The organism is Saccharopolyspora griseoalba (assembly GCF_042665275.1).
GTDB classification, from domain to species: Bacteria; Actinomycetota; Actinomycetes; order Mycobacteriales; family Pseudonocardiaceae; genus Saccharopolyspora; species Saccharopolyspora griseoalba.
In genome coordinates, this window is sequence record NZ_JBHTCJ010000001.1 from 657,543 (window position 1) to 681,278 (window position 23,736).

The 23,736-nt window shown below is 73.0% G+C and carries 23 protein-coding genes; 10 read left to right on the forward strand and 13 right to left on the reverse strand.

Annotated features, from left to right (window positions below; translation table 11 throughout):
- Positions 1–14 precede the first annotated feature (14 nt).
- Together ACFQRI_RS03055 and ACFQRI_RS03060 are read right to left on the reverse strand one after the other, a co-directional pair.
- Positions 15–446 (reverse strand): NfeD family protein, encoded by a 432-nt coding sequence (locus ACFQRI_RS03055; protein ID WP_380664129.1) that lies wholly within the window; start codon positions 444–446, stop codon positions 15–17.
- Between the two features lie 76 nt (positions 447–522).
- Entirely contained in the window at positions 523–1,329 is an 807-nt protein-coding gene (locus ACFQRI_RS03060; RefSeq protein ID WP_380664131.1) for a DUF3097 domain-containing protein, read from the reverse strand.
- A 149-nt stretch (positions 1,330–1,478) separates the two neighbouring features.
- Here ACFQRI_RS03060 and ACFQRI_RS03065 point away from each other — a divergent pair, with 149 nt between their 5' ends.
- Complete coding sequence (locus tag ACFQRI_RS03065) at positions 1,479–2,273, forward strand: hypothetical protein (protein WP_380664133.1); 795 nt, start codon at positions 1,479–1,481, stop codon at positions 2,271–2,273.
- 80 nt (positions 2,274–2,353) lie between these two features.
- Here ACFQRI_RS03065 and ACFQRI_RS03070 read toward each other — a convergent pair whose 3' ends face one another.
- The 3 genes from ACFQRI_RS03070 to fabG all read right to left on the reverse strand — a co-directional run bounded on the left by ACFQRI_RS03070 (position 2,354) and on the right by fabG (position 5,151).
- Complete coding sequence (locus tag ACFQRI_RS03070; RefSeq protein WP_380664135.1) at positions 2,354–3,370, reverse strand: ferrochelatase; 1,017 nt, start codon at positions 3,368–3,370, stop codon at positions 2,354–2,356.
- Between the two features lie 205 nt (positions 3,371–3,575).
- Positions 3,576–4,343, reverse strand: a complete 768-nt coding sequence (gene fabI / locus ACFQRI_RS03075; protein ID WP_380664137.1) for an enoyl-ACP reductase FabI — start codon at positions 4,341–4,343, stop codon at positions 3,576–3,578.
- A 103-nt stretch (positions 4,344–4,446) separates the two neighbouring features.
- The gene (gene fabG / locus ACFQRI_RS03080; RefSeq protein WP_380664139.1) at positions 4,447–5,151 is read right to left on the reverse strand and encodes a 3-oxoacyl-ACP reductase FabG; all 705 of its coding nucleotides are present in this window, start codon (positions 5,149–5,151) and stop codon (positions 4,447–4,449) included.
- A gap of 284 nt (positions 5,152–5,435) precedes the next feature.
- Between fabG and trxA the strand changes: the two genes are divergently transcribed.
- Positions 5,436–5,816, forward strand: a complete 381-nt coding sequence (trxA, locus tag ACFQRI_RS03085; RefSeq protein WP_380664141.1) for a thioredoxin — start codon at positions 5,436–5,438, stop codon at positions 5,814–5,816.
- Positions 5,817–5,862: 46 nt separating this feature from the next.
- Here the strand turns inward: trxA and ACFQRI_RS03090 are convergent, their stop codons facing one another.
- From ACFQRI_RS03090 to ACFQRI_RS03125, 8 genes are all read right to left on the reverse strand, one after another.
- On the reverse strand, positions 5,863–6,585 hold the full coding sequence (locus tag ACFQRI_RS03090) for an MgtC/SapB family protein (RefSeq protein ID WP_380664143.1): 723 nt from the start codon (positions 6,583–6,585) through the stop codon (positions 5,863–5,865).
- A 34-nt stretch (positions 6,586–6,619) separates the two neighbouring features.
- Entirely contained in the window at positions 6,620–7,210 is a 591-nt protein-coding gene (locus ACFQRI_RS03095; protein ID WP_380664145.1) for a class I SAM-dependent methyltransferase, read from the reverse strand.
- A 22-nt stretch (positions 7,211–7,232) separates the two neighbouring features.
- Positions 7,233–8,213: a VWA domain-containing protein gene (locus tag ACFQRI_RS03100; RefSeq protein ID WP_380664577.1), complete on the reverse strand. Its 981-nt coding sequence runs from the start codon at positions 8,211–8,213 to the stop codon at positions 7,233–7,235.
- Between the two features lie 2 nt (positions 8,214–8,215).
- Complete coding sequence (locus tag ACFQRI_RS03105) at positions 8,216–9,097, reverse strand: DUF58 domain-containing protein (RefSeq protein ID WP_380664148.1); 882 nt, start codon at positions 9,095–9,097, stop codon at positions 8,216–8,218.
- Between the two features lie 79 nt (positions 9,098–9,176).
- A complete protein-coding gene (locus ACFQRI_RS03110) occupies positions 9,177–10,301 on the reverse strand; it encodes an AAA family ATPase (RefSeq protein WP_380664150.1) in 1,125 nt (374 codons plus the stop codon).
- 273 nt (positions 10,302–10,574) lie between these two features.
- Positions 10,575–11,147: a molybdenum cofactor guanylyltransferase gene (gene mobA, locus ACFQRI_RS03115; RefSeq protein ID WP_380664152.1), complete on the reverse strand. Its 573-nt coding sequence runs from the start codon at positions 11,145–11,147 to the stop codon at positions 10,575–10,577.
- A 46-nt stretch (positions 11,148–11,193) separates the two neighbouring features.
- Positions 11,194–12,474 (reverse strand): NlpC/P60 family protein, encoded by a 1,281-nt coding sequence (locus ACFQRI_RS03120; protein WP_380664154.1) that lies wholly within the window; start codon positions 12,472–12,474, stop codon positions 11,194–11,196.
- Between the two features lie 173 nt (positions 12,475–12,647).
- Positions 12,648–13,433, reverse strand: coding sequence for an SIR2 family NAD-dependent protein deacylase (locus tag ACFQRI_RS03125; protein WP_380664579.1), 786 nt, complete (start codon positions 13,431–13,433; stop codon positions 12,648–12,650).
- A gap of 242 nt (positions 13,434–13,675) precedes the next feature.
- Between ACFQRI_RS03125 and ACFQRI_RS03130 the strand changes: the two genes are divergently transcribed.
- The 8 genes from ACFQRI_RS03130 (at position 13,676) to ACFQRI_RS03165 (ending at position 23,727) form a co-directional block, all read left to right on the forward strand.
- On the forward strand, positions 13,676–15,073 hold the full coding sequence (locus tag ACFQRI_RS03130) for a nitrate/nitrite transporter (protein WP_380664156.1): 1,398 nt from the start codon (positions 13,676–13,678) through the stop codon (positions 15,071–15,073).
- Positions 15,066–17,138, forward strand: a complete 2,073-nt coding sequence (locus ACFQRI_RS03135) for a molybdopterin oxidoreductase family protein (protein WP_380664158.1) — start codon at positions 15,066–15,068, stop codon at positions 17,136–17,138. Before ACFQRI_RS03130 ends, ACFQRI_RS03135 begins: the two co-directional genes overlap by 8 nt.
- The gene (locus ACFQRI_RS03140; protein WP_380664160.1) at positions 17,135–18,550 is read left to right on the forward strand and encodes an FAD-dependent oxidoreductase; all 1,416 of its coding nucleotides are present in this window, start codon (positions 17,135–17,137) and stop codon (positions 18,548–18,550) included. Before ACFQRI_RS03135 ends, ACFQRI_RS03140 begins: the two co-directional genes overlap by 4 nt.
- On the forward strand, positions 18,547–21,066 hold the full coding sequence (nirB, locus tag ACFQRI_RS03145) for a nitrite reductase large subunit NirB (RefSeq protein WP_380664162.1): 2,520 nt from the start codon (positions 18,547–18,549) through the stop codon (positions 21,064–21,066). The genes ACFQRI_RS03140 and nirB overlap by 4 nt, the downstream gene beginning before the upstream one ends.
- A complete protein-coding gene (gene nirD, locus ACFQRI_RS03150; RefSeq protein ID WP_380664164.1) occupies positions 21,063–21,386 on the forward strand; it encodes a nitrite reductase small subunit NirD in 324 nt (107 codons plus the stop codon). The genes nirB and nirD overlap by 4 nt, the downstream gene beginning before the upstream one ends.
- Positions 21,383–22,522 (forward strand): uroporphyrinogen-III synthase, encoded by a 1,140-nt coding sequence (locus ACFQRI_RS03155; RefSeq protein WP_380664166.1) that lies wholly within the window; start codon positions 21,383–21,385, stop codon positions 22,520–22,522. The genes nirD and ACFQRI_RS03155 overlap by 4 nt, the downstream gene beginning before the upstream one ends.
- Complete coding sequence (locus ACFQRI_RS03160) at positions 22,504–23,190, forward strand: sirohydrochlorin chelatase (protein WP_380664168.1); 687 nt, start codon at positions 22,504–22,506, stop codon at positions 23,188–23,190. Before ACFQRI_RS03155 ends, ACFQRI_RS03160 begins: the two co-directional genes overlap by 19 nt.
- Positions 23,191–23,346: 156 nt before the next feature.
- On the forward strand, positions 23,347–23,727 hold the full coding sequence (locus ACFQRI_RS03165) for a hypothetical protein (RefSeq protein ID WP_380664170.1): 381 nt from the start codon (positions 23,347–23,349) through the stop codon (positions 23,725–23,727).
- The last annotated feature ends 9 nt before the right edge of the window (positions 23,728–23,736 follow it).

Genomic DNA, 23,736 nt, shown 5'->3' on the forward strand with positions numbered 1-23,736 from the left:
AACGCCTCATCCCCTCACGGCTCGGCCCACACCACCGCGGTGGCCCCCTCGATCTCCATCACCGTGACGGTGCGGCCTGCCTCGATCACCTGGGTCTCGTCCAACGCCCGCGCCGACCACAACTGGCCGTCGATGCGGACCTGACCGCTGTGCGCGTCCACCTGGGCTTCCACCAGGGCGTGCTTGCCCACCAGGGCGTCCACATTGGTCTTGAGCTCGCGCGCGCCGTGCATCCGGGCCTTGAGCGCCGGACGCGCCAAGAACACCAAGCCCAGCGCCAGCACGGCGAACACCGCGACGTCGAGCGCCAGCGGCGCCCCCAGCGCAGCGCTTCCGGCAGCCCCCAGAGCCGCGGCGCCCAGCATGACCAGCACGAAGTCCCCGGACAGGACCTCGGCGCCGATCAGCAGCACCCCGGCGATCAGCCACAGCAGCGCGGGAGTCATACCCTCATGGTCCCAGACATCGACGCACCCGGTCGGGAGTTCGACACCCGCGTGATCGAGGTGTGACCCGGGTGGGTCAGCCCTCGGCCGTGACGAAGTCGATGAGCTGCTCCACCGCGGTCAGCAGCGGCGGCTCCACGTCCCGGAAGCCGGTCGCGCCGGCCAGCACGCGCCGCCAGCCCTCGCGCGGGTCGCCCCAGCCGAGCCGGTCGCACACCCCCTGCTTCCACTCCTCGTCGCGCGGCACCTGCGGCCAGGCCTCGATACCCACCGCCGCGGGCTTGACCGCCTGCCAGACGTCGACGAACGGGTGCCCGGTGACCAGCACGTGCTCGTGGTCGAGGTCCTCGACCAGGCGGGACTCCTTGCTGCCGGCCACCAGGTGGTCCACCAGCACCCCGACCCGCCTGCCGGGCCCCGGGGCGAACTCGGCCAGCAGCCCGGGCAGATCGTCCACGCCGTGCAACGGCTCGACCACCACGCCCTCCACGCGCAGGTCGTGGCCCCAGATCCGCTCCACCAGCTCCGCGTCGTGCAACCCCTCGACCCAGATGCGGCTGCCGCGCGCCGTGCGCGCCCGCAAGCCCTCGACCTTCACCGAACCGGAGGCCGAGCGGCTCGGCCCGCGCGCCGCCGACCGCCGCGGGGCGACCAGGGTCGCGGGCTCGCCCTCGTGGAGGAACGCGGCGGGCCGCATCGGGAACAGCCGCTGCTTGCCGTGCCGGTCCTCCAGCACGACGTTGTCCTTCTCCACCCGCACGACCGCGCCGCAGAACCCGCTGGCGGCGTCCTCGACGACCAGATCCGGCTCGGCCGCGATCTCGGGAACCTTCTTGCGCCGCTTCCCCGAAAGGATGTCCGCGCCGTAATCAACCGAACGCACGAGCACGCAGGTTAATCCGATCGGGCGGCAGACCGGTGCAGGCGCGCCGAACCGCCGGCCGGGTGCGCCGAATTCCCGCGCGCAGCGAACATCACACCGCCACCACCCCTGGAAGCACCGCCGAGCGCGGATCACTACCCTTCACCGACGTGCCAACGCCAAGCGCCACGATGGTTGTCTGGACGTCCGCCTGGCTGCACGGGGCGGCCGCGTCCGACGACGTGCTAGACGCCCTGCAGACCTGGGGCGAAGTCCAGGAAATCCGCGCCGCCGACGAGGAGACCGCCGAGCGCCTCGACCTGCCCGGCCCGGACGCGACCCCGGCCGGCCCCGCGCTGCTGCTCGGCGCGCTGCGCAAGACCGGCGCCACCGGCGGCGAGCTCGTGCTGCCGGTGCCCGGCGACGTCCGCGGGCTGGGCGGCGCCAGCGAGTTCTCCAAGCACGCCCTGCGCGTCGGCGAGGCCGCGGTGCTCGCCGACGCGCAGCTGGGCCTGGTCCCCGAGAAGATCGCCGAAGGCATCCTGCGCTGGACCGTCTACCCGGTGCACGACCTGCCGCCCGCCGAGCACCTGCCGATCGACGAGGCCGAGCACGGCATGTCCTCGGCGATGCGCGAGGCCGCCACCGCGCTGATCGACCTGGGCGTGGCCAAGCAGCGCCCGGGAGTGCGCGAGGAGATCGCCCGAACCGTCGCCGACCGCCCCGAGGCCAGCTGGCCCGAGGACGTCCCGCAGCGCACCCTGCGGATCCTGCAGCGCGCCGCCGAGGTCGAGGCGATCCTGTGGGTGGCCACCGAGGACTCCCCCGGCGGCGCCCTGTCCGCCTCGGCCATCCGCGCGCGAACCGATGCCCTGCGCCCGCTGTTCGACGCGGTGCGCGCCGCCCGCCGGGCCTGCGTGGCCGAGATGGTGCGCGTGCTGGCCGAGCGAGCCGCCCAGTCCTGACCGCGCGCACCCCCGCACCGTCGAGCAGTTGGGGCCCGGCCGATCGATTCGGCCGGGCCCCAACTATCAGCACGCAGCGCTCAGCAGCCGGGAGCGCAGGGCTCGCCGTTGGTCGTCGAGCCAGCCGCGGGCAGCTCGGAGAGCTTTCGCGGCACGGTCCCGTCGGTGTGCTCGGCGATGAGCTCCACGATCATCCGCGCGAAGCGGGGGTCGGTGCCCGCCGTGGCCGCGCGGGCGAATCCCATGCCCAGCTCGGCGGCCTTCTCCTGGGCCTCGTTGTCCAGGTCCCAGATCACCTCCAGGTGATCGGAGACGAACCCGATCGGGCTGACCACCACCGAGTCGACGCCCTTGGCGTGCAGGTCCTCGATGTGGTCGACGACGTCGGGTTCGAGCCAGGGCACCTGCGGCGGCCCCGAGCGCGACTGCCAGACCACGTCGTAGGTCTCGATCCCGAGCTCCTCGGCGACCAGGCGGGCGGCCTCGGCGACCTGGCGCGAGTACCACTGCCCCCTCCCGTCCGGGCCCTCCTGCTCGTCGGCCCGCACCGGGATCGAGTGCGCGGTGAACACCAGCCGCGGCTGCTGCCCGCTCTCCCGCAGCCCGGCCAGCGCGGTGCGCACCGCCTCGGCGTTGGCCTCCACGAACAGCGGGTGGTCGAAGAACTGCCGCAGCTTGACCAGCTCGGGCGCCCGCTCCCCCACCGCGGTCCTGGCCCGGGCGATGTCCTCGTGGTACTGCTTGCAGCCCGAGTAACCGCCCCACGCCGACGTGGCGAACACCAGCGCGCGCCGCACGCCGTCATCGGCCATCTCGCCGACGGTGTCCTCGATCATCGGGTGCCAGTTGCGGTTGCCGAAGTACACCGGCAGCCGTCGCCCCTGGGCGTCCAGTTCGGACCGCAACGCGGCCATGATGTCCCGGTTGAGCCGGTTGATCGGCGAGACCCCGCCGAAGTGCAGGTAGTGCTCGGCAACCTCGTCGAGGCGCTCCGGGGGCACGCCCCGCCCGCGGGTCACGTTCTCCAGGAACGGCCGCACATCCTCCGGACCCTCGGGCCCGCCGAACGACAGGAACAGCAACGCGTCAAAGCTCACCGGACCATCATCGCCCCGCGCGATCGCGAACGCTCAAGCAGGGGGCATCCGAAGTGAACCACGTCGTGTCCGCCTGCGGGGCGCCGCTCCGCGTCGGCGCTGACGCACCCGGACGCGCTCGGACGCGGGCTCGCCGCCCGGCCCGCGACGCGCAGCGGGGCGCCCCGTCGGTGACGGAGCGCCCCGCTGCGGCTCTTGCGGCCGATCAGATCCCGAGGGAGTGCACGCCCCCGTCGACCATGATCATCGAGCCGGTGGTCTTGGGCAGCCAGTCCGACAGCACCGCGCAGATCGACTTGGCCACCGGCGTGGGATCGTTGACGTCCCAGCCCAGCGGCGCGCGATCGCCCCAGCCGGCCTCCAGCTCCGAGAAGCCCGGGATGGACTTGGCGGCCATCGTGCGCACCGGGCCCGCCGAGACCAGGTTGACCCGCACGCCCTTGGGCCCCAGCTCGCGCGCCAGGTACCGGCTGGTCGACTCCAGCGCGGCCTTGGCCACGCCCATCCAGTCGTAGGCCGGCCACGCCACCCGGGCGTCGAAGTCCATCCCCACGATCGAAGCGCCCTCGGACAGCAGGGGCAGCGTGGCGGTCGACAACGACTTCAGCGAGTACGCCGAGATCTGCACCGCCGAGGAGACGTCCTGCCACGGCGCCTCGAGGAAGTCCCCGCCCAGGCAGGACGGCGGGGCGTAGCCGATGGAGTGCAGCACCCCGTCGAGCCCGCCGACGTGCTCGCGCACCCGGTCGGCGAGGCTGTCCAGGTGCTCGTCGTTGGTGACGTCGAGTTCGATCACCGGAGCAGGCTTGGGCAGGCGGGAAGCGATGCGCTCCACCAAGCTCAACCGGCCGAACCCGGTCAGCACGACCTCGGCACCCTGCTCCTGGGCCACCCTGGCGGCGTGGAACGCGATCGAGGCGTCCGTGATCACACCGGTGATCAGAATCCGCTTGCCTTCGAGCAATCCGCTCACGAAATATTCCTCCGCTAACGCGTTTGTCCGCGGACGCCGCTGCGCCCGCGCGGACCGGCACCAGCGCTGTGCCGGGAGCCGCTAGGTCCTCGCCGGACGAACCTCAGTGCCCCATGCCCATGCCGCCGTCGACCGGCAGGACCGCGCCGTTGATGTAACCGGCCTCGTCCGAGGCCAGGAAGCGCACCGCGTTGGCGATGTCGGCGGTCTCGCCCAACCGCCCGGCCGGGATCTGCGCGAGGATCTCCTTCTTGCGATCCTCCGGCAGCGCATCGGTCATGTCGGTGGTGACGTAGCCCGGCGCCACCACGTTCGCCGTGATCTTGCGCGAGCCCAGCTCGCGGGCGATCGACCGGGCCATGCCCACCATGCCCGCCTTGCTCGCCGCGTAGTTGACCTGCCCCGGGCTCCCGGACAGGCCCACCACCGAGGAGATGAAGATGATCCGGCCGAACCGGTTGCGCAGCATGCCGCTGGCCGCGCGCTTGGCCACCCGGTAGGAACCCGCCAGGTTGGCGTCCACGACCCGCCCGAACTGCTCCTCGCTCATCCGCAGCAGCAGCGTGTCATCGGTGATGCCCGCGTTGGCCACGAGCACCTCGACCCGCCCGTGCGCGGCCTCCACCTCGTCGAAGGCCGCCGCCACCTGATCGGGGTCGGTGACGTCGCACTGCACGCCGAACAGCCCCTCCGGGGCACCCGATCCGCGGTGCGTGACCGCGACCTTGTCCCCCGCGGCCTCGAAGGCCCGCGCGATGGCCAACCCGATACCGCGGTTACCGCCGGTCACCAGTACGGACCGTGCCACTGTGGATCTCCTCTTCGACGCTGCGAGATTCGTTTCAGCAGCGACATTATCGGCTCGCCGCCGATCACCGCTCATCGCCTCCATACAGAAAATCGCCCGCAGCGTCGTGGCGCGCCTACAGCCCGAGCCCCCTACCAATGATCATCGGCCGCCCGGCACCCCACCCGTGGTCAGCAGGACCCGCGCCCCGGCAACTACGGTGGCGCACCCGACACGGGATGCAGGAATGCGCGGGGCGATGCCGCGTGTTGCCCGGGTACCGCCCACCACGAAGGGACACATCAATGGCCACGGTCGAACTGACCAAGGACAACTTCGACGAGGTCGTCGGCGACGACGCCTTCGTCATCATCGACTTCTGGGCGGACTGGTGCGGCCCGTGCAAGCAGTTCGCGCCGGTCTTCGAGAAGGGGTCGGAGACCCACACCGACATCACCTTCGCCAAGATCGACGTCGACGCCCAGCCCGAGCTCGCCGGCGCCTTCGAGGTCCAGTCGATCCCGACCCTGGCGATCGTGCGCGACAAGGTCCTGGTCTTCCAGCAGCCCGGCGCCCTGCCCGAGAACGTCTTCGAGGACCTCATCGGCCAGGCCCGCGGCCTGGACATGGACGAGGTCAAGAAGGACGCCCAGTCCCCCGAGGGCCAGACTCCCGACGCGGAGTGACTCGGCGCCGGGCCCTCCGAGCCGAGGGCCCGGCCCTGCTCGGCCGCTAGAACCCGGTCTCCGCGGACTCGCCCGCCGCCGCGTGCAGCACGCCCGGCAGCGCGCCGATCTCACCGACCAGCGACGACACGGGCGTCTTGCCGCGCAGCCGCAGCGCCACCACCGCCGTGCGCTGCCCCTGGTCGTCGGTGTCCTCCCGCTCCACCTGCAGGTCCAGCACCGTCCATCCCCTGCTCGTGCACAGCGTCAGCACGCTGCGCAGCACCCCGTGGCCGTCCAGGTAGCCGATCCGCATCACCTGCGGCTCCCGCAACGACCGGCGCAGCAGGTGCAGCAGCGGTGGATAGCCCAGCGCCACCAGGAAGTGCACCGCCGTCGTGGCCCCGGCCAGCACCACCAGTCCCCCGCCGCTGGCCATGCCCACCGCCGCGACCACCCACACCGAGGCGGCCGTGGTCAGACCGCGCACCGCATCCCGGCGCACGAAGATCAACCCGCCGCCGATGAAACCGATGCCCGAGACGATCTGCGCGGCCACCCGCGAGGGATCCAGCGAGATGTGGTCCACCGCCAGCAGATCCCCGAAGCCGTACTTCGACACCAGCATGAACAGCGCCGCGCCCACCCCCACCAGCGCGTGCGTGCGCATCCCCGCGCTCTTGGCGCTGACCTCGCGCTCCAACCCGATCAGGCTGGAGAACAGCAGCGCCGTACCCAGCTCGACCAGCAGCGGGAGCTCGTCGAGCCCGGCGACCACGGCGTCCGGCATCCCCGCAACGTAACGCACCGGGGCCGGACCGCGCCTAGTCCGCGCGCCGCGGCCGCCTCGCCAGGTAGGCCACCGCCGGCGGCAAGTTGCCCCACACCGTCCGGCTGACCACCAGCTCTTCGAACTCCGCGCGCATGTCCGCCCGCTGCCTCCGCGCGGGCGGCGCCCAGCTGGTCCAGGTGTAGCCGAACTGCGCGAACGCCCCGTCTGGCCCCAGCGAATCGGCGATCAACCGCATCAGCGGCACCCCGTCCACCGGCGCGTGCGCCGCCCACGGCAACCCGCTGACCACCACGTCGGCCCGCAGACCCCGGTCGGCGAGCAGCTTGGGCATCGCCCGGGCATCCGCGCACACCGACTCGACACCCGGGAACCGCCGGTCCAGATCCGCCGCCCAGCGCTCGTTGAGCTCCAGCGCCAGGTGCATGCCGCGCCCGGCCAGGCGCCGCTGGATCACCTCGGTGAACGCTCCCGTGCCCGGCCCCAGCTCGACCACCACCGGATCACCCCGCAGCGGGATCGGCGCGGCCATCCGCTCGGCCAGCGCCCGCGAGCTCGGCCCCAGCGCGGCCGTGGTCGTCGGTGCTTTGGCGAACTCCCACAAGAAACGCGCTGCCGAGGCCACCGGCGCTCCCGTCGGTCGAGGTCTAGGGCAGTCGACGGCCGGCGAACAGCGAGACCCCGGCCGCGATGATCGCCGTGAGCGTACCCAGCACGAGCCAGGGCTTGCTGGCGTCTGTGTGCTTGGTCTCGTAACCGATCTGCTCGCCCAGCGTCTCGTAGACCGAGCGCAGCTGCTGCGCGCTGGAGGCCTTGTGGAACTCACCGCCCGAGAGCCTGGCGATCTCCTGCATGGCCTCGTCGTCGACCTCGACCCACTCCTGCTCGCCCTCGATCTCGATGCTGCCGTGCTCGGTCCCGAACGAGATCGTCGAGATCGGGATGCCGGCCTTCTTGGCCTCCTGGGCCTTGGTGTAGGCACCCCGCGGCGCGTCCATCTCGCGCGGAATGGTCTGCCCGCCGTCGGCCATCAGCACGACCCGGGCGGGCGGCGGGCCCGACGGGCCGCCGACCATCTTGCCGAACGAGTCGATCGCCTGCATCGAGGCGTTGATGCCGTCGCCGGTGGCGGTGGCCTCCGCGAGCTTCAGCGAGTCGATCGCCCGCTTCACGCTGGTCCGGTCGGTGGTCGGCATGACCAGCACGGTGGCGGTGCCCGCGAAGGACACCAGCCCCAGGTTGATGCCCGGGGTGAGCTTGTCGGCGAACTCCTTGGCCGCCACCTTCGCCGCCGCCAGCCGGTTCGGCTCGACGTCGCGGGCCTTCATCGACAGCGACACGTCGATCGTGAGCATCACCGTCGCGCGGTTGCGCGGGATCCGCTGCTCGGCGGTCGGCCCGGACAGCGCCACCGTCAGCAGGATCAGCGCCACGGCCAGCAGCGCAGGAGGCGCGTGCTTCCACCAGCCCTGCCTGCGCGCCGCGACGCGGTCGAGCACCGGCAGGTTGGCGAACCGCAGCGTGTCCCGCCACCGGCGGCGCATTGCCCACACGTAGCCGGCCACGAGCGCGGCCACGACCAACAGCAGCAGGAACCACCAGGGAGCGGTGAATCCCGACAGGCTCAGCATCAGGCAGTTCCTCCGGACCATCCGCGCTTGCGCGCCACCACGAACCGCACCACGTCGGCGATCCAGTCCGAGTCGGTGCGCAGCACCAGGTGCGCGCACCCGGCGCGCCGCAGCACGCCCGCGACCTCCTCGCGGTGCGCCGCGGCCGCCGCGGCGAATTCCTTGCGCAGCACCGGCGTGGTGTGCACCTCCCGCTGCTTGCCCGTCTCCGGGTCCGACAGCAGCACCGTTCCCACGTCGGGCAGTTCGATGTCGCGCGGGTCGACCACCTCGATGGCCAGCAGCGAGTGCCGGGCACCCAACCCGCGCAGCGCGCGCTGCCAGTCGGTGGGCCCCAGGAAGTCCGAGATCACCACGGCCAGCCCTCGCCTGCGGGGCGGCCGTCGCAACGACTCCAGCAGCGCGGCCAGGTCACCCCGGGTGCCTTCCGGGGCGTGCGGGGTCTCCGCGACCTGCTTGAGCAGCGCCCTCCCGTGGCCCGCTCCCCCGCGGGCGGGCAACCGGCGCTGCCCGGTGCCGTTGTCCACGACCGCGCCGATCCGGTTGCCACCGCCGCTGGTCAGGAACATCACGGCGGCCAGGGCCGCGACCGCGAGCTCGCGCTTGTCGCAGGCCCCGGAGCCGAAGTCCAGGCTGGCCGAGAGATCCATCGCCGCCCACGTCTCCAGCTCGCGGTCGGCCACTGTCTGCCGGATGTGCGGCTCGCTCATCCGAGCGGTCACCGCCCAGTCCATCCGCCGCACGTCGTCGCCGGGCTGGTAGATCCGCGCCTCGCCGGGCTCGGTGCCCGGGCCCGGCACCAGGCCGAGGTGGTTTCCCTGCAGCAGCCCGTCGAGCCTGCCGCGCACGGTCAGCTCCAGGGTTCGCAAGGCCACTTCCATGCGCGCGCTGTCCAGCGCAGGAGGAGCCCAGCTCGGGCGTTCACCACGTGTGGGGTGCGCTGCCGTCACGGCCACCCCCTCACTGGTGCGGCGGGTTGGGCGGCATCGGCTGCTGGCCGTAGGCGGGTGCGCCACCCGGGCCGACCGGGGCCGGGGCCTGCTGCCCGCCCTGCGGCCGGGCGGCCACCTGCGGCAGCGGCACGGTCTGCAGCACCCGGTTGACGATGTGCTCGACCGGGATCCCGTCGGCCAGCGCGTCGTAGGACAGCACCAGGCGGTGCCGCAGCACGTCGGGCACCACGTCCACCACGTCCTGGGGCAGCACGTAGTCGCGGCCGCGCACGAGCGCGAGCGCGCGGGCGGCGGCGATGATGCCGAGGCTGGCCCGCGGGGAGGCGCCGTAGGAGACCCAGCCGGCGATGTCGGACAGGCCGTGGTCGTTGGGCAGCCGGGTCGCGATCACCAGCCGCACCACGTAGTCGACCAGGGCGTGGTGCACGAAGACCTCGGAGGCGACGTCCTGCAGCCGGATCAGCTCGTCGGGGTTGAGCACCGCGTGCGGGTCGGGCGGGGTCACGCCCATCCGGTAGACGATCTCGCGCTCCTCCTCCGCGGTCGGGTACTCCACCGGGAGCTTGAACAGGAAGCGGTCGCGCTGGGCCTCGGGCAGCGGGTAGACGCCCTCGTTCTCGATCGGGTTCTGGGTGGCCAGCACCAGGAACGGCGAGGGCATCGGGAAGCTCTCACCGCCGATGGACACGTGCCGCTCGGCCATGACCTCCAGCAGCGCGGACTGCACCTTGGCGGGCGCCCGGTTGATCTCGTCGGCGAGCACGAAGTTGGCCAGGACCGGGCCGAGCTCGACGTCGAAGCGCTCGCTGCCCTGCCGGTAGATGCGGGTGCCGAGGATGTCGGCCGGCACCAGGTCCGGCGTGAACTGCAGGCGGGAGAAGCTGCCGCCGACCACCCGGGCGAAGGTCTCCACGGCCAGGGTCTTGGCCACGCCCGGCACGCCTTCGAGCAGGATGTGCCCCTTGGCCAGCAGCCCGGTGAGCATCCGCTCCACGAGCCGGTCCTGGCCGACGATCACCCGCTTGACCTCGAACACGGTGCGCTCCAGCAGCTGCGCATCGCGCGCCGGGGTACTCGCCCGCTCGCCCGCCTGCGGCGCGCCTCCGCTGTCACCGTTGCCGGCGTCGGTCACTTCCGCCTCCTCGTCGCGATCGGCCGGTGGTCGACCGATCAAGATCCTGGCACGTCCGCACCCCCGCGGAACGACAGGGGGCGCACCCGTGCCACACCCAACCAAACCCCCGGTATGACCTCTGTGAAGCGGCGCGGAGCCGGTCGTCGCCGTCCTCGCCGTTGCCGGTCCCGGCACCGGACGGGCATCGATTTCATTTAACACTGAAGCCATAGATGTTTTAAAGAGATCGCCGCGGCATCCGGCCCCGCGATCGAGGTCCGATGCCCCCGGTCAGACCCGGCGCGAGCGCGCCCGCTCCAGGTCCAGAGGGGTGTCCACATCCGCCGCCTCGGCCGGCGCGGCCGGGACGCGAACCGGCGCCAGCGGCTCCAGCAGCGCTCGGATCGGGCGGTCCCGCACCTCCGCGGGCATGGCCGCGCGCAGCGAGCCGACGCGCCACACCCCCAGCAACCACTGCGGCGGCTCGGGGCCCTCGACGAGCACCGCTCCCCCGGCGCCCGGATCGGCGGTCAACGCATCGCGCAACCGCCGCAGCGTCTCCGGGCTCAGGTGCGGATGGTCGGCGGCCAGGACCGCCACCAGGCCGGTGCCCGCCGGAAGCGCGTCCAGGCCGGCGCGCAACGCCGCCAGCGGACCAGCACCCGCGGGCTCCTCGCGGGTCCACGCCACGTCCCGACCGATCTCGCGACGCGGTCCGACGACCACCACGGGCGCGGCCTCGGCGACCGCGTCCAAGGTGCGTTCCAGCAGGGAACGCCCCTCCACCGGCAGCAGGACCTTGTCCACGCCGCCCAGCCGCCGGGCTCGACCACCAGCCAGCACCACCGCCGCGAAATCCGCCACGCCACCATGCTCGCAGCCGCGCCCGCGGCCGGACGAGCTGGCCGGATCAGAGAAGCCGCACCGCGTAGGGCGTGATGCCGCCGTAGCGCACCGAGGTGACCCGCACCTGCGAGCCCGAGTAGGGCGCCTCGACCATCTTGCCGTTGCCCAGGTACAGCGCGACGTGGTGGATCGCCCCGCCGTCGTCCCAGAACAGCATGTCGCCGCGCTGCTTCTGGGACAGCGGGACGCGGGTTCCGGCCTGCGCCTGGTAGCCGCTGTAGTGGTCCAGGCTGATGCCCACCCCGGCGAAGGCGTAGATCATCAGCCCCGAGCAGTCGAAGCCGATCTTGGCGTAGTCGCCGTAGGAGTCGGCCACTCCCCCGTCGCGGATGCCGCGGGTCGGCCCGCTGGAGTTGCCGCCGCCCCAGGCGTAGGGCATGCCCACCTGGGAGAGCGCGCGTTGCACCACGGTTTCCACCGCGCTGCTGCTCGCGGCCGGCGCCGGGTCGGCGCTCGACGAGCTCTGCTGCGAGGCCGCGGCGGCCGCCGCGGCCTCTGCCTCCGCTTCGGCCTGCTGCTTGGCCTCCTGCCACTCCTCGTACTCGGCGCGCTGCGCCCGCAGCCCGGTGATCCGGGATCGCGCGGCTTCGAGCTCGGCCTGCACCGAAGCCCGCTGCTCCTCCAACTGCCTCGCTTGCGCGGCTTGGTCGGCCCTGGCCTGGATCGCCGTGCGCTGCGCCGCGTCGGCGGCCGCGCGGGCCCGGTCGGCGGCCTGCTTCTTGGCCTCGGCCCGTTGCAGCGCGGCGCGGGCCGTCGAGTCCTTGTTGACCTTCTCGATCCGGGCGCGCTGCAGGTCGTCCATGACGTCGAGCTGCGAGTCGCTGATCGCGTCCAGCAGCGAAGCGCGCTCCAGCAGCTCGCGCGGGTTCTTCGAACCGATGTAGGCGGTGGCCGAGCCGAGCGTGCTGCCCTGCCGGTAGCTGCTGGCGGCGAACTGGTCGAGCCGCTGGCGCTGGCGCTCGATGCGGTCGCGCGCCGCGTTCGCCTCGCCGCGGGCAGCTCCGGCCTCGGCCAGCGCCCTGGCGCGCTCGCCCTCGGCCCGCTGCAGGTCCACGCGGGCCTTGTTGGCCTCTTCCATCTTGCGCTCGACCTGCGCCTGCAGCCCGACCAGCCGGTTGTCGGCCTCCGCGAGGCGGTTCGCCAGCTCACCGACCTCGCCCGCGGCCTGCCGAGCGTCCTCGCGCCCCTGCTGGATCTGCGCGTCGCTCGGGTTGGGCGGCGGCTCGGGAACGGCCAGCGCGGAAGGGGGCAGGACCAGGCCGACGATGCCGAGCAGTGCGATCACGCCTGCAGTACGCCCACTTCGAGTTCTCGGTCCCACCGCGACACCTCCCGCAGATGCATCCGTTCGGCGGAACTCGCTAAGCCGAACAGATCACAATCGCGAGAAGTCTTGCACTTTTGCACCGCGCGCACCAAGCGACACGCCAGCACGAGGTGCAACGTCAACCACTCGTGTCACATGCGCTTCCACGTGCTGGGATCGCCCCAGGTGTCCAGCCGCTCGCCGGAGTCGATCAGCGGTGCCGCGACCAGCTCGGGCAGCACCTCGGCCAGCGGATCCCGCAGCACCGCATCCGCGATGTCGTCGTAGGGCGTGGGCTCGGCGTTGCAGATCACCAGCCGCGCGCCCGCGCGAACGGCCAGCTCGGCGAAGCCCGCCGCCGGGTGCACCGACAGCGAGGTGCCCGCGGCCAGGAAGAGATCGCAGTCCATCGCCGCGCTGCGCGCCCGGCGGATCACCTCCGGGTCGAGCGCTTCGCCGAAGAACACCACGGCCGACTTCATGATCCCGCCGCAGGAGGGGCACGGCGGGTCGGCCTCGCCCGCGGCGACTCGCTCCAGCGCCGCGACCATCGAGCCGGGCGCCCCGCAGTCCACGCAGATGGTGCGGCGCATCGTGCCGTGCAGCTCGACGACCCGGTCCGCGGGCATCCCGGCGCGCTGGTGCAGCTCGTCGATGTTCTGGGTCAGCAGCCCGCGCAGCCTGCCCGCCGCGTCGAGGTCGACGAACGCCCGGTGGGCGGCGTTGGGCTCGGCCCGCCACGCGGGGTGCTCGGCGCGGGCGCGCCAGGCCTGCTCGCGCACCGACTCGTCGCCGAGGTAGCTGTCGATGTCGCTGAGCCGGGCGGCCTGCGGGTTCGTGGTCCACAGCCCGTTGGGCCCGCGGAAGTCCGGGATCCCGGAAGCCGTCGAGATCCCCGCCCCGGTGAGCGCGGTGATCCGGCGCGCCGCGCCGAACAGCTCCACGGCGCGCTGCCGGGAAGCGGAGTCGTCGGTGCCCCTGGCGTGTTGTGTCACCTGCCCACGGTCCCACGCGCAGCCGGCACGACCGCAGGACCCCACCTGCGGGGTCGGTGTCCGGCCGGGTCCTGACGACGGGGCGAACGATCATGTGATGACCGTTTTGCTTGGCGGTAACGCGAGGCGACCGGCTGCGAAACAGCCGGCTCCTAACTTCGGAGGAACCGTTGAGAGGAGCCGCGTTGACCGCGATTACCCGTGCCACCGGAGGTGGCTGGATCGAGGGTTGGGACCCGGAGGACGAAGACCTCTGGGCGGCGGGCGGCAAGCAGATCGCGCGCCGCAACCTGATCTTCTCGATCCTCTCCGAGCACATCGGATTCTCGGTGTGGAGCATCTGGTCGGTGCTGGTGCTGTTCATGTCCCCGGACATCGGGCTGGGCTTCACCGCTTCCGAGAAGTTCCTGCTGGTGCTCGTCCCGAACCTGGTCGGCGCCCTGCTGCGACTGCCCTACGCCGCGGCGGTCACCCGCTTCGGGGGCCGCAACTGGACCGTCTTCTCCTCGGTCGCCCTGCTGGTGCCCGCGCTCGGCGCGTTCCACTTCGCGCAGCAGCCCGGCACACCGCTGTGGGTGTTCCTGCTCATCGGCGCGTTCGCGGGCGTGGGCGGGGGCAACTTCGCCTCGTCGATGACCAACATCACGATCTTCTTCCCGCAGCGGCTGCAGGGTTGGGCGCTCGGGCTCAACGCCGGCGGGGGCAACATCGGCGTGGCGACCATCCAGGTGGTGGGACTGCTGGTCATCGCCACCGCCGGCGGCGAGCACCCGTCGTACGTCGCGGCGATCTACCTGCCGCTGATCGTGCTGGCAGCGGTGTGCGCCGCGCTGTTCATGGACAACGTCGACGCCATCAAGGCCAAGCCCGGCGCGCTGCGGGAGGCGTGCGGCAGCGGGCACACCTGGTGGCTGTCGCTGCTCTACATCGGCACCTTCGGGTCGTTCATCGGCTTCAGCTTCGCCTTCGGCCTGGTGCTCAAGACCGAGTTCGACTTCACCGCGCTGCAGGCGGCGAGCTGGACCTTCCTGGGGCCGCTGCTGGGCTCGGTCTCGCGCCCGGTCGGCGGGTGGTTGGCCGACAAGCTCGGCGGAGCGCGCATCACCCTGTGGAACTTCGTGCTGATGGCCGCCGGGGTCGGCGTGCTGCTGATCGCCTCGGCGCAGAGCTCCTTCCCGCTCTACATCGCCGCGTTCATCGTGCTGTTCACCCTCACCGGCGTGGGCAACGGCTCGACCTACAAGATGATCCCCGCGGTCTTCGCCAAGGAGGCCGAGGACGAGGTCACCAGCGGTGGTTCGGCCACCGCGGCCTTCGCCAGGGCCCGCCGGGTCTCCGGTGCGGTCATCGGCATCGCCGGCGCGCTCGGTGCGCTCGGCGGCGTCGGCATCAACCTGGCCTTCCGCTCCTCCTACTCCGCAGCCGCGGGCAACGGCGACGCAGCGCTGTGGGTCTTCCTCGCCTACTACCTGGTCTGCGTGATCATCACCTGGGCGATCTACCTGCGCAGCACCCTCGCCGAGCCGGCCTCCGGCGCGCGGCCGGTGCGGCGGGAGACCACCGCGGAGGCCGGTCGTGCCTGAGCTCCGCACCGTGACCACGCACTGCCCGTACTGCGCGCTGCAGTGCGGCACCCAGCTCACCCGGGAGCGGCGCGGGGTGTCGGTGCGCCCCACCGACTTCCCGGTCAACCGGGGCGGGCTGTGCCAGAAGGGCTGGACCGCGCCGAGCCTGCTGGAGGTCGACGACCGGATCCGCCGTCCCCTGGTGCGCCGCGACGGGGCGCTGCAGCCCGCCTCGTGGGACACCGCGCTGGAGGTGATCGCCGACGGCATCCGGCGGGTGCGCGGTGCGCACGGGCCGGACGCGGTCGGCGTCTTCGGCGGCGGTGGGCTCACCAACGAGAAGGCCTACCTGCTGGGCAAGTTCGCGCGGCTGGCGCTGGGCACCAGCCGGATCGACTACAACGGCCGGTTCTGCATGTCCTCGGCCGCGGGGGCGGGGATCGCCGCGTTCGGGTTGGACCGCGGGTTGCCCTTCCCCGTGACCGACCTGGCCGGGGCCGATGTGGTGCTGCTGGCCGGGGCGAACCCGGCCGAGACGATGCCGCCGCTGATGCAGCACCTGCGGGCGCCGGACCTGGTGGTCATCGACCCGCGCCGGACGGCGACGGCCGAGCAGGCGGCGCTGCACCTGCAGCCGCAGCCGGGCACCGATCTGGCCCTGGTGCTGGGACTGCTGCACATCGCCGTCGTCGACGGGTGGACCGACGCCGACTACGTGCGCGAGCGCACCACCGGCCGCGAGCAGGCCTGGCAGCGGGCGATGACCTGGTGGCCCGAGCGGGTGGAGCGGGTCACCGGGGTGCCGGTGACCGCGCAGCGCCGGGCCGTGCGGATGCTGGCCGAGGCCGAGCGCTGCTACGTGCTCACCGGCCGCGGCGCCGAGCAGCACGCCAAGGGCGTGGACACGGTCTCCGGGTTCATCAACCTCGCGCTGGCGCTGGGCCTGCCCGGTCGCGAGGGTTCCGGGTACGGCTGCCTGACCGGTCAGGGCAACGGCCAGGGCGGCCGCGAGCACGGCCAGAAGGCCGATCAGCTCCCCGGCTACCGCGCGATCACCGACCAGGCCGCCCGCGAGCACGTCGCCGCGGTGTGGGGCGTGCGGCCCGAGCTGCTGCCCGGTCCCGGGCTCAGCGCGTACGAACTGCTGGATTCGCTGGGCACCGAGGACGGCCCGCGCGCGCTGCTGGTGTTCGGGTCCAACCCGGTCGTCTCAGCACCCAACGCCGGGCACGTCACCGAGCGGCTGCGCTCGCTGGAGCTGCTGGTGGTGGCCGACTTCGTGCCCTCGGAGACCGCCGAGCTCGCCGACGTGGTGCTGCCGGTGACCCAGTGGGCCGAGGAGGAGGGCACCATGACCAACCTGGAGGGCCGCGTGCTGCGGCGCCGCCGGTTGCAGGTGCCGCCCGAGCACGCGCGCAGCGACCTCGAGGTCGTGCACGGCATCGCGACCCGGCTGGGCGAGCCCGGGCACCGCTACCCCACCCGGCCGCGCGAGGTGTTCGAGGAGTTGCGCAGGGCCTCGGCCGGCGGCCGGGCGGACTACTCCGGCATCTCCTACGACCGGCTGGACGCCGGTGAAGCGCTGCACTGGCCCTGCCCGGACGCCGAGCACCCGGGGACGCCGCGGCTGTTCCTGGACGGCTTCGCCCACCCCGACGGTCGCGCCCGGTTCGTCGCGGTGGACCACCGCGACGCCGCCGACGCGACCGGCCCGGCGTTCCCGCTGACCGCCACCACGGGGCGCGTGCTCGCGCAGTACCAGTCGGGGGCGCAGACCCGACGGGTCGCCGAGCTCGCCGAGGCGGCCCCGGGGGGGTTCGTGGAGGTCCACCCGGACACCGCCGATCGCAACGGGCTGGCCGAGGGCGCGCTGGCCAAGATCACCTCGCCGCGCGGCAGCGCGGTGGCCGAGGTGCGGCTGGTGCCGACGATGCGCACCGACACCGTGTTCCTGCCGTTCCACTTCGCCGGGGAATCGCGGGCCAACCTGCTCACCGGCGACGCGCTGGACCCGAGCAGCCGGATGCCCGAGTTCAAGGTCAGCGCCGTGCGCATCGAACCGCACCGGGAGGTGGCCCCGTGAGTCCCGCGGTCTCGCTCGACCGAGCCGCCGGTCGCGTCGTGGTGGTCGGAGCGGGCCCGGCCGCGCACCGGTTGGTGGCGAAGCTGCGCTCGGGCGGGCACGCGGGCCCCATCACCGTGCTCGGCGCCGAAGACCGCCCCGCCTACAACCGGGTGCTGCTGGGCTCGGTGCTGGACGGGTCGCTGCCCGCCGAAGCGCTGGCGATGCCCGAGCTCGACGCCGAGGTGCGCACCGCTTCGCCGGTCACCGACCTCAACCGCGCGCAGCGGCGGGTGCGCACCGCCGACGGGCGCGAGTTCGGTTACGACGTCCTGGTGCTGGCCACCGGAGCGCGCCCGGTGCTGCCGCGGCTCCCCGGCTTGGCCGATGAACAGCTCACCGCGCTGCGCACGCTGCGGGACTGCGAGCGGCTGGCGGAGCTCGACGGTCCGATCGCGGTGCTCGGCGGCGGGATCCTCGGCGTCGAGGCGGCGCGCGGCCTGCTGGCGCGCGGCCACCGGGTCTCCCTGGTGCACCCGCAACAGCACCTGATGGAGCGCCAGATCGACGAAACTGCCGGGCGCCTGCTGGCCGACCGGCTGGGCAAGCTCGGCGTGGACCTGCGGCTCGGCGTGCGAGCGGTCGGCCATCGAAGCGGCGCTCTGGTCCTCGACGACGGCACCGAGGTCCCGGCCCGGTTGGTGCTCGCCTGCGCCGGGGTGCGCCCGGAGACCGCTCTCGCGCAGCGCGCCGGGTTGCGCGTCGAGCGCGGCGTGCTGGTCGACGCCCAGCTGCGCACCAGCGACCCCGCCGTGCACGCCATCGGCGACTGCGCCGAGCACGCCGGAAGCGCGCCCGGATCGGTGTCGGCCGCCTGGCAGCAGGCCGAGACCCTGGCCGGCCTGCTCACCGGCGGCCGCGCCGAGTACCGCTGCACCCGTGCGGTCACCCGGCTCAAGGCGCGCGGCATCGATCTGGCCTCGATCGGCTCGGTCGAGCAGCTGGTGAGCACCGATGCCGAGGTCGTCACGCTCTCCGACCCGGCGCGGGGTCGCTACGCGCGGCTCGCGCTGCACGCGGGCCGGATCAGCGGAGCCGTGCTGGTCGGCTTCCCGGAGGCGATCGCGGCGGTCGGTCAGCTGCACGACCGCGACCTGCCGATGCCCTCGGACCGGCTCGCGCTGCTGCTCGGCACCCCGGCCGCGGTCCCGGGAGCCCCGGTGGAACTTCCCGAGGACGCCGTGGTGTGCCGCTGCAACAACGTCACCAAGAAGTCCCTGACCGCCGCCTGGCACGGCGGCGCCCGCACGGTCGCCGAGCTGGCCAAGTCCACCAGGGCGACCACCGGCTGCGGTAGCTGCGTCGACGACGTCGGAGCTGTGTGCAGCGCGTTGGCGGACCGCATCGAATCTGAAAGGGAGGGCGCGGCATGACCCGCACGCTCGTCGTCGTCGGCCACGGCATGGTCGGCCACCGGCTCGTTGAAGCGCTCCGCGATCGCGATGAGCGCGACACCTGGCGGATCGTCGTCGTCGGCGAGGAACCCCGCCCCGCCTACGACCGGGTCGCGCTGTCGTCCTACCTGGACGGCAAGAGCGCCGAGGACCTGAGCCTGATCGGCCAGGACCTCCTCGACGACCCGGTGGTGCGGTTCCGGCTCGACACCGCGGTCGCGGCCGTGGACACCGGGCAGCGCGCGGTCACGCTCGACTCCGGCGAGTCGCTGGGCTACGACGCGCTGGTGCTGGCCACCGGATCGCGGCCGTTCGTGCCTCCCGTTCCCGGCCGCGATCTCGCCGGGGTGTTCGCCTACCGCACGATCGAGGACCTCGACGCGATCCGCGAGGCGGCCACCGAGGGGCGTGACGGCGTGGTGATCGGCGGTGGCCTGCTCGGGCTGGAGGCCGCCAACGCGTTGCGCCTGCTGGGCATGCGACCGCACGTGGTCGAGATGGCCCCGCGGCTGATGCCGCTGCAGGTCGACGAGGGCGGCGGCCAAGTCCTCGGCGCTCTGGTCGGCGAGCTGGGCCTGACGGTGCGCTGCGGCGCGGCGACCAAGTCGATCCACGGCACCGAGCGGGCCGAGGGGGTGGAGCTGGCCGACGGCACCGTCATCGACACCGGGCTGGTGGTCTTCTCCGCCGGAGTGCGTCCGCGCGACGAGCTCGCCGCGCCGAGCGGCCTGGACACCGGCGAGCGCGGGGGTTTCCTCGTCGACGAGCGGTGCCGCACCAGCGCGGAAGGCGTCTGGGCGATCGGCGAGTGCGCCGCGGTGGCCGGCCGCTGCTACGGACTGGTCGCCCCCGGCTACAGCATGGCCGAGGGCGTCGCCGAGCAGCTGCTGGAGCTGGGCGAGGGCACCTTCCCGGGCGCGGACATGTCCACCAAGCTCAAGCTGCTGGGCGTGGACGTGGCGAGCTTCGGCGACGCGCACGGCACCACCGAAGGCGCGCTGGAGGTCGTCTACGCCAACAACGCCGACGGCACCTACGCCAAGCTGGTGCTCTCCGACGACGCGAAGGTGCTGCTCGGCGGCGTGCTGGTGGGCGATGCCAGCGCGTACTCGGTGCTCCGCCCGCTGGTGGACCGCGAGCTGCCGGCGCCGCCGGAGCAGCTGCTGCTGCCTGCCGGTTCGGGTGTGGATTCCGGCGCGCTGCCCGACGAGGCCACCGTGTGCTCCTGCAACAACGTCACCAAGGGGCAGATCACCGGCGCGATCGCCGAGCAGGAGCTCACCGACGTCGCCGAGGTCAAGGCGTGCACCAGGGCGGGCACCAGCTGCGGTTCCTGCGTGCCGATGCTCAAGACCCTGCTCGACGAGTGCGGGGTGGCGGTCTCGAAGGCGCTGTGCGAGCACTTCGCCCAGTCGCGCGCGGAGCTGTTCGAGATCGTGCGGGCCACCGGTATCGGTTCGTTCTCCGAGCTCATCGCCCGGCACGGCAGCGGGCGGGGCTGCGACATCTGCAAGCCCGCGGTGGCCTCGATCCTGGCCAGCCTCGGCAACGGGCACATCCTCGACGGCGAGCAGGCCGCCCTGCAGGACACCAACGACCGGTTCCTGGCCAACATGCAGCGCAACGGGACCTACTCGGTGGTCCCGCGGGTGCCCGGCGGCGAGATCACCCCGGACAAGCTCATCGTGCTCGGCGAGGTGGCGAGGGAGTTCGGTCTCTACACCAAGATCACCGGCGGGCAGCGCATCGACCTCTTCGGCGCCCGCGTCGAGCAGCTGCCGCGGATCTGGGAGCGGTTGGTGCGGGCCGGGTTCGAGTCCGGGCACGCCTACGGCAAGGCGCTGCGCACCGTGAAGTCCTGCGTGGGCAACGACTGGTGCCGCTACGGGGTGCAGGACTCGGTGGCCATGGCCATCCGGCTGGAGCTGCGCTACCGGGGGCTGCGCTCGCCGCACAAGCTCAAGTCGGCCGTCTCCGGGTGCGCCCGCGAGTGCGCCGAGGCGCGCGGCAAGGACTTCGGGGTGATCGCCACCGAGAAGGGCTGGAACCTCTACGTCGGCGGCAACGGCGGTTTCACCCCGCGGCACGCCGACCTGCTCGCGGCCGACCTCGACGACGAGGAGCTCATCCGGCTCATCGACCGCTTCCTGATGTTCTACGTGCGCACCGCCGACCGGTTGCAGCGCACCTCGGCCTGGCTCGAGTCCCTCGACGGCGGCTTGGAGCACCTCCGCGAGGTCGTCGTGGAGGACTCGCTCGGCATCGCCGCCGAACTCGAAGCCGCCATGCAGCGCCACGTCGCGAGCTACTCCGACGAGTGGGCCGCGGTGCTCGACGACCCCGGCAAGCTCGCGCGGTTCGTCTCGTTCGTCAACGCCCCGGATGCGCCCGACCCGACGATCCGATTCATCGAGGAACGCGGGCAGATCCGGCCGGACCCCGTCGCCCTGCCGATGCCGTCCTTCGGCGCCCGGAACCAGGAGGTGCACTCGTGACCTGGCAGCAGATCTGCGCACTCGACCAGCTCGTGCCCGAGTGCGGCGTTCCCGCGCTCGTCGGCGAACAGCCGGTGGCGCTGTTCCGCACCCACGACGACCGGCTCTTCGCGGTCGGCAACATCGACCCGTTCTGCGGGGCGAGCGTGATCAGCCGCGGCATCGTCGGTGACCGCGCGGGCGAACCCGTGGTCGCCTCGCCGATGCTCAAGCAGGTGTTCTCGCTGCGCACCGGGGCGTGCTTCGACGACCCGGAGAAGTCCCTGCCGACCTTCCCGGTGCGCGAGCGCGACAACGTCGTGGAGGTCGCGCTTCCTTGAGCGGGGAACTCGCCGGCTTCACCATCGGCGTCACGGCGGCCCGGCGAGCCGAGGAGTTCGGCTCGCTGCTCGAGAGCCGCGGTGCCCGGGTCGTCCACGGCCCGGCGCTGCGGCTGCTCCCGCTGTCCGACGACGCCGAGCTCCGCCGCGCCAGCGAGGAGTGCATCACCGATCCGCCCGACGCCGTCGTGGCCACCACCGGCATCGGCTTCCGCGGGTGGGTGGAGGCGGCCGACGGTTGGGGCATCGGCGCCGACCTGATCGAGGCGCTGCGGCACGGGCGCCTGCTGGCGCGAGGGCCGAAGGCGCGCGGAGCCCTCCGAACGGCGGGGCTGCCCGAGCCGTGGTCGCCGGGCTCGGAGTCCTCGGCGGAGCTGCTCGACCACCTGCTCGACGGCCCGCTGGACGGGGCGCGCGTGGCGGTGCAGCTGCACGGTCAACCGCTCCCGCACTTCGTCGAGGCGCTGCGCTGCGCCGGCGCGGAGGTCATCGAGGTGCCGGTGTACCGCTGGACCGCGCCCGCCGACCCCACCGCGCTGGAGAACCTGCTCGGCGCGGTGCGCGCGCACCAGCTCGACGCGGTGACCTTCACCAGCGCCCCGGCGGCTGCCGGGTTCATCGAGATGGCCGGTTCGCGCGGGAATCGCGACGAGGTGCTCGCCGCGTTGCGCGGCCCGGTGCTGGCCGCCTGCGTGGGCCCGGTCGCCCGGGCTCCGCTGGCCGCCGCGAACGTGCCGTCGGTGCTCCCGCCGCGCTACCGCATCGGCGCGCTGGTGCGCGCGCTGTGCGAGGAGCTGCCCAAGCGCTCCCCCGCGCTGCCGGTCGCCGGCCGGGAGCTGCAGGTGCGCGGGCACGCCGTGCTCCTCGACGACGAGATCCGCCCGATCTCACCGCAGGGCATCACGCTGCTGCGCGCGCTGGCCGACGAACCGGGCCGGGTGGTCTCCCGGCGGGACCTGGCCGAGGCGTTGCGCTGCGCGGGCGGTTCCGCCGACGAGCACGCCGTGGAGCAGGCCGTGGCCCGGCTGCGGTCCGCGCTGGGCGCACCGCAGCTGGTGCAGACCGTGATCAAGCGCGGATACCGACTTCCGCTGGAACCGATGAGGGAACCCCCGCGATGCGCCGAACCGAGCTGAACCGCCCGCTGCTGCTGGTCGCCCACGGCACCCGGGAGCCCGAGGGGCCGCAGGTGATCGAGCGGCTGGCCGAGGCGACCGCCGAACGCCTGCGGGTACCGGTGCGCGTCGGCTACGTCGACGTCATCGGGTCCACCGTCGCCGATGCGCTGTCCGGTGTGGACGGCCCGCTCGTCGCGGTGCCCGCCTTCCTGGCCGCCGGTTACCACGTGCGCACCGACCTGCCCGAGCAGGTCGCGCGCACCGGGCGCGAGGACGTCACCGTCACCGGCTCGCTGGGACCGTCGGCCGAGATCGCGGTCGCGCTCCTGGACCGGTTGCGCGAGGCCGGTTGGCGGCCGGGCGATCCGGTCCGGTTCGCCGCGGCCGGCTCCTCCGACGAGCGCGCGCTGCGCGACGTGCGCTCCGCGGCGCGGTTGCTGGGGCGCCGCTGCGGGCAGTGGCTGCGACCCAGCTACGTCACCACGGCTCGCCCGGCCACCGATGAGGTCTGCCGACCGGGTGATTTCATCTCGCCCTACCTGCTGGCGCCGGGGCTGTTCCACCGGCGCCTGGCCGAGCTGCCGGTGGCCGGCGTCGCCGAACCGCTCGGGGCGCACCCGGCGGTGGTGGAGTTGATCGCGCGCCGCTACCGGCTCGCGGTCCGCGATGACGTCTCCGCCGCCTGAAGCGGGCCGCCCCGCTCGGTTCACCCGGTGGTGCGAGCACCGCCTGCGCACCGAGATCGTCATCGGCTCGCGATCGGCGGCCACCGCACGTTCACCTTTCGGCAATGCTCCATTCGTCGTAACCTAGGTGGGTTGTCGCTTCCGGAAGGGGGACCCATGCCCACGACGAGCAGCGGAGGCGGTCAGCGCACGCGCAGTCGATCGACGACAAAGCGGCGTCGATCCTCGGAGTCGGCCAACGCGCCGGAATCCCAGGCGAAGGCGGAGAGCCCGGCCCGCACGTCGATCCCGGTCCCGTACGTGACCGCGCAGCTGCACACCCTCCAGATCCCGTTCCCGGGACTCCCCGGGCGGGAGAACCTCACATCGACCGCGGCCGCCGTGCGCGACCAGCTGCCCTCCCGCAACCAGTTGCTGTTCTACGGCGGGCTGACCGCCGCGGCCGCGCTGAGCGTCATCGAGTGGCCGGTCGCCGCCGCGATCGGCATCGGGACCGCGGTCGTGCAACGCAGCGCGCAGCACGACGACGAGGCCTGAGCTGAGCTG

Coding starts and splice junctions, on each gene's coding strand:
- nirB (WP_380664162.1), top strand. CDS start 18,547: ATGACCCGCACGCTCGTCGTCGTCGGCCACGGCATGGTCGGCCACCGG.
- ACFQRI_RS03090 (WP_380664143.1), bottom strand. CDS start 6,585: ATGCCGGACGCCGTGGTCGCCGGGCTCGACGAGCTCCCGCTGCTGGTC.
- trxA (WP_380664141.1), top strand. CDS start 5,436: ATGGCCACGGTCGAACTGACCAAGGACAACTTCGACGAGGTCGTCGGC.
- ACFQRI_RS03055 (WP_380664129.1), bottom strand. CDS start 446: ATGACTCCCGCGCTGCTGTGGCTGATCGCCGGGGTGCTGCTGATCGGC.
- ACFQRI_RS03165 (WP_380664170.1), top strand. CDS start 23,347: ATGCCCACGACGAGCAGCGGAGGCGGTCAGCGCACGCGCAGTCGATCG.
- ACFQRI_RS03160 (WP_380664168.1), top strand. CDS start 22,504: ATGCGCCGAACCGAGCTGAACCGCCCGCTGCTGCTGGTCGCCCACGGC.
- ACFQRI_RS03105 (WP_380664148.1), bottom strand. CDS start 9,097: ATGGAAGTGGCCTTGCGAACCCTGGAGCTGACCGTGCGCGGCAGGCTC.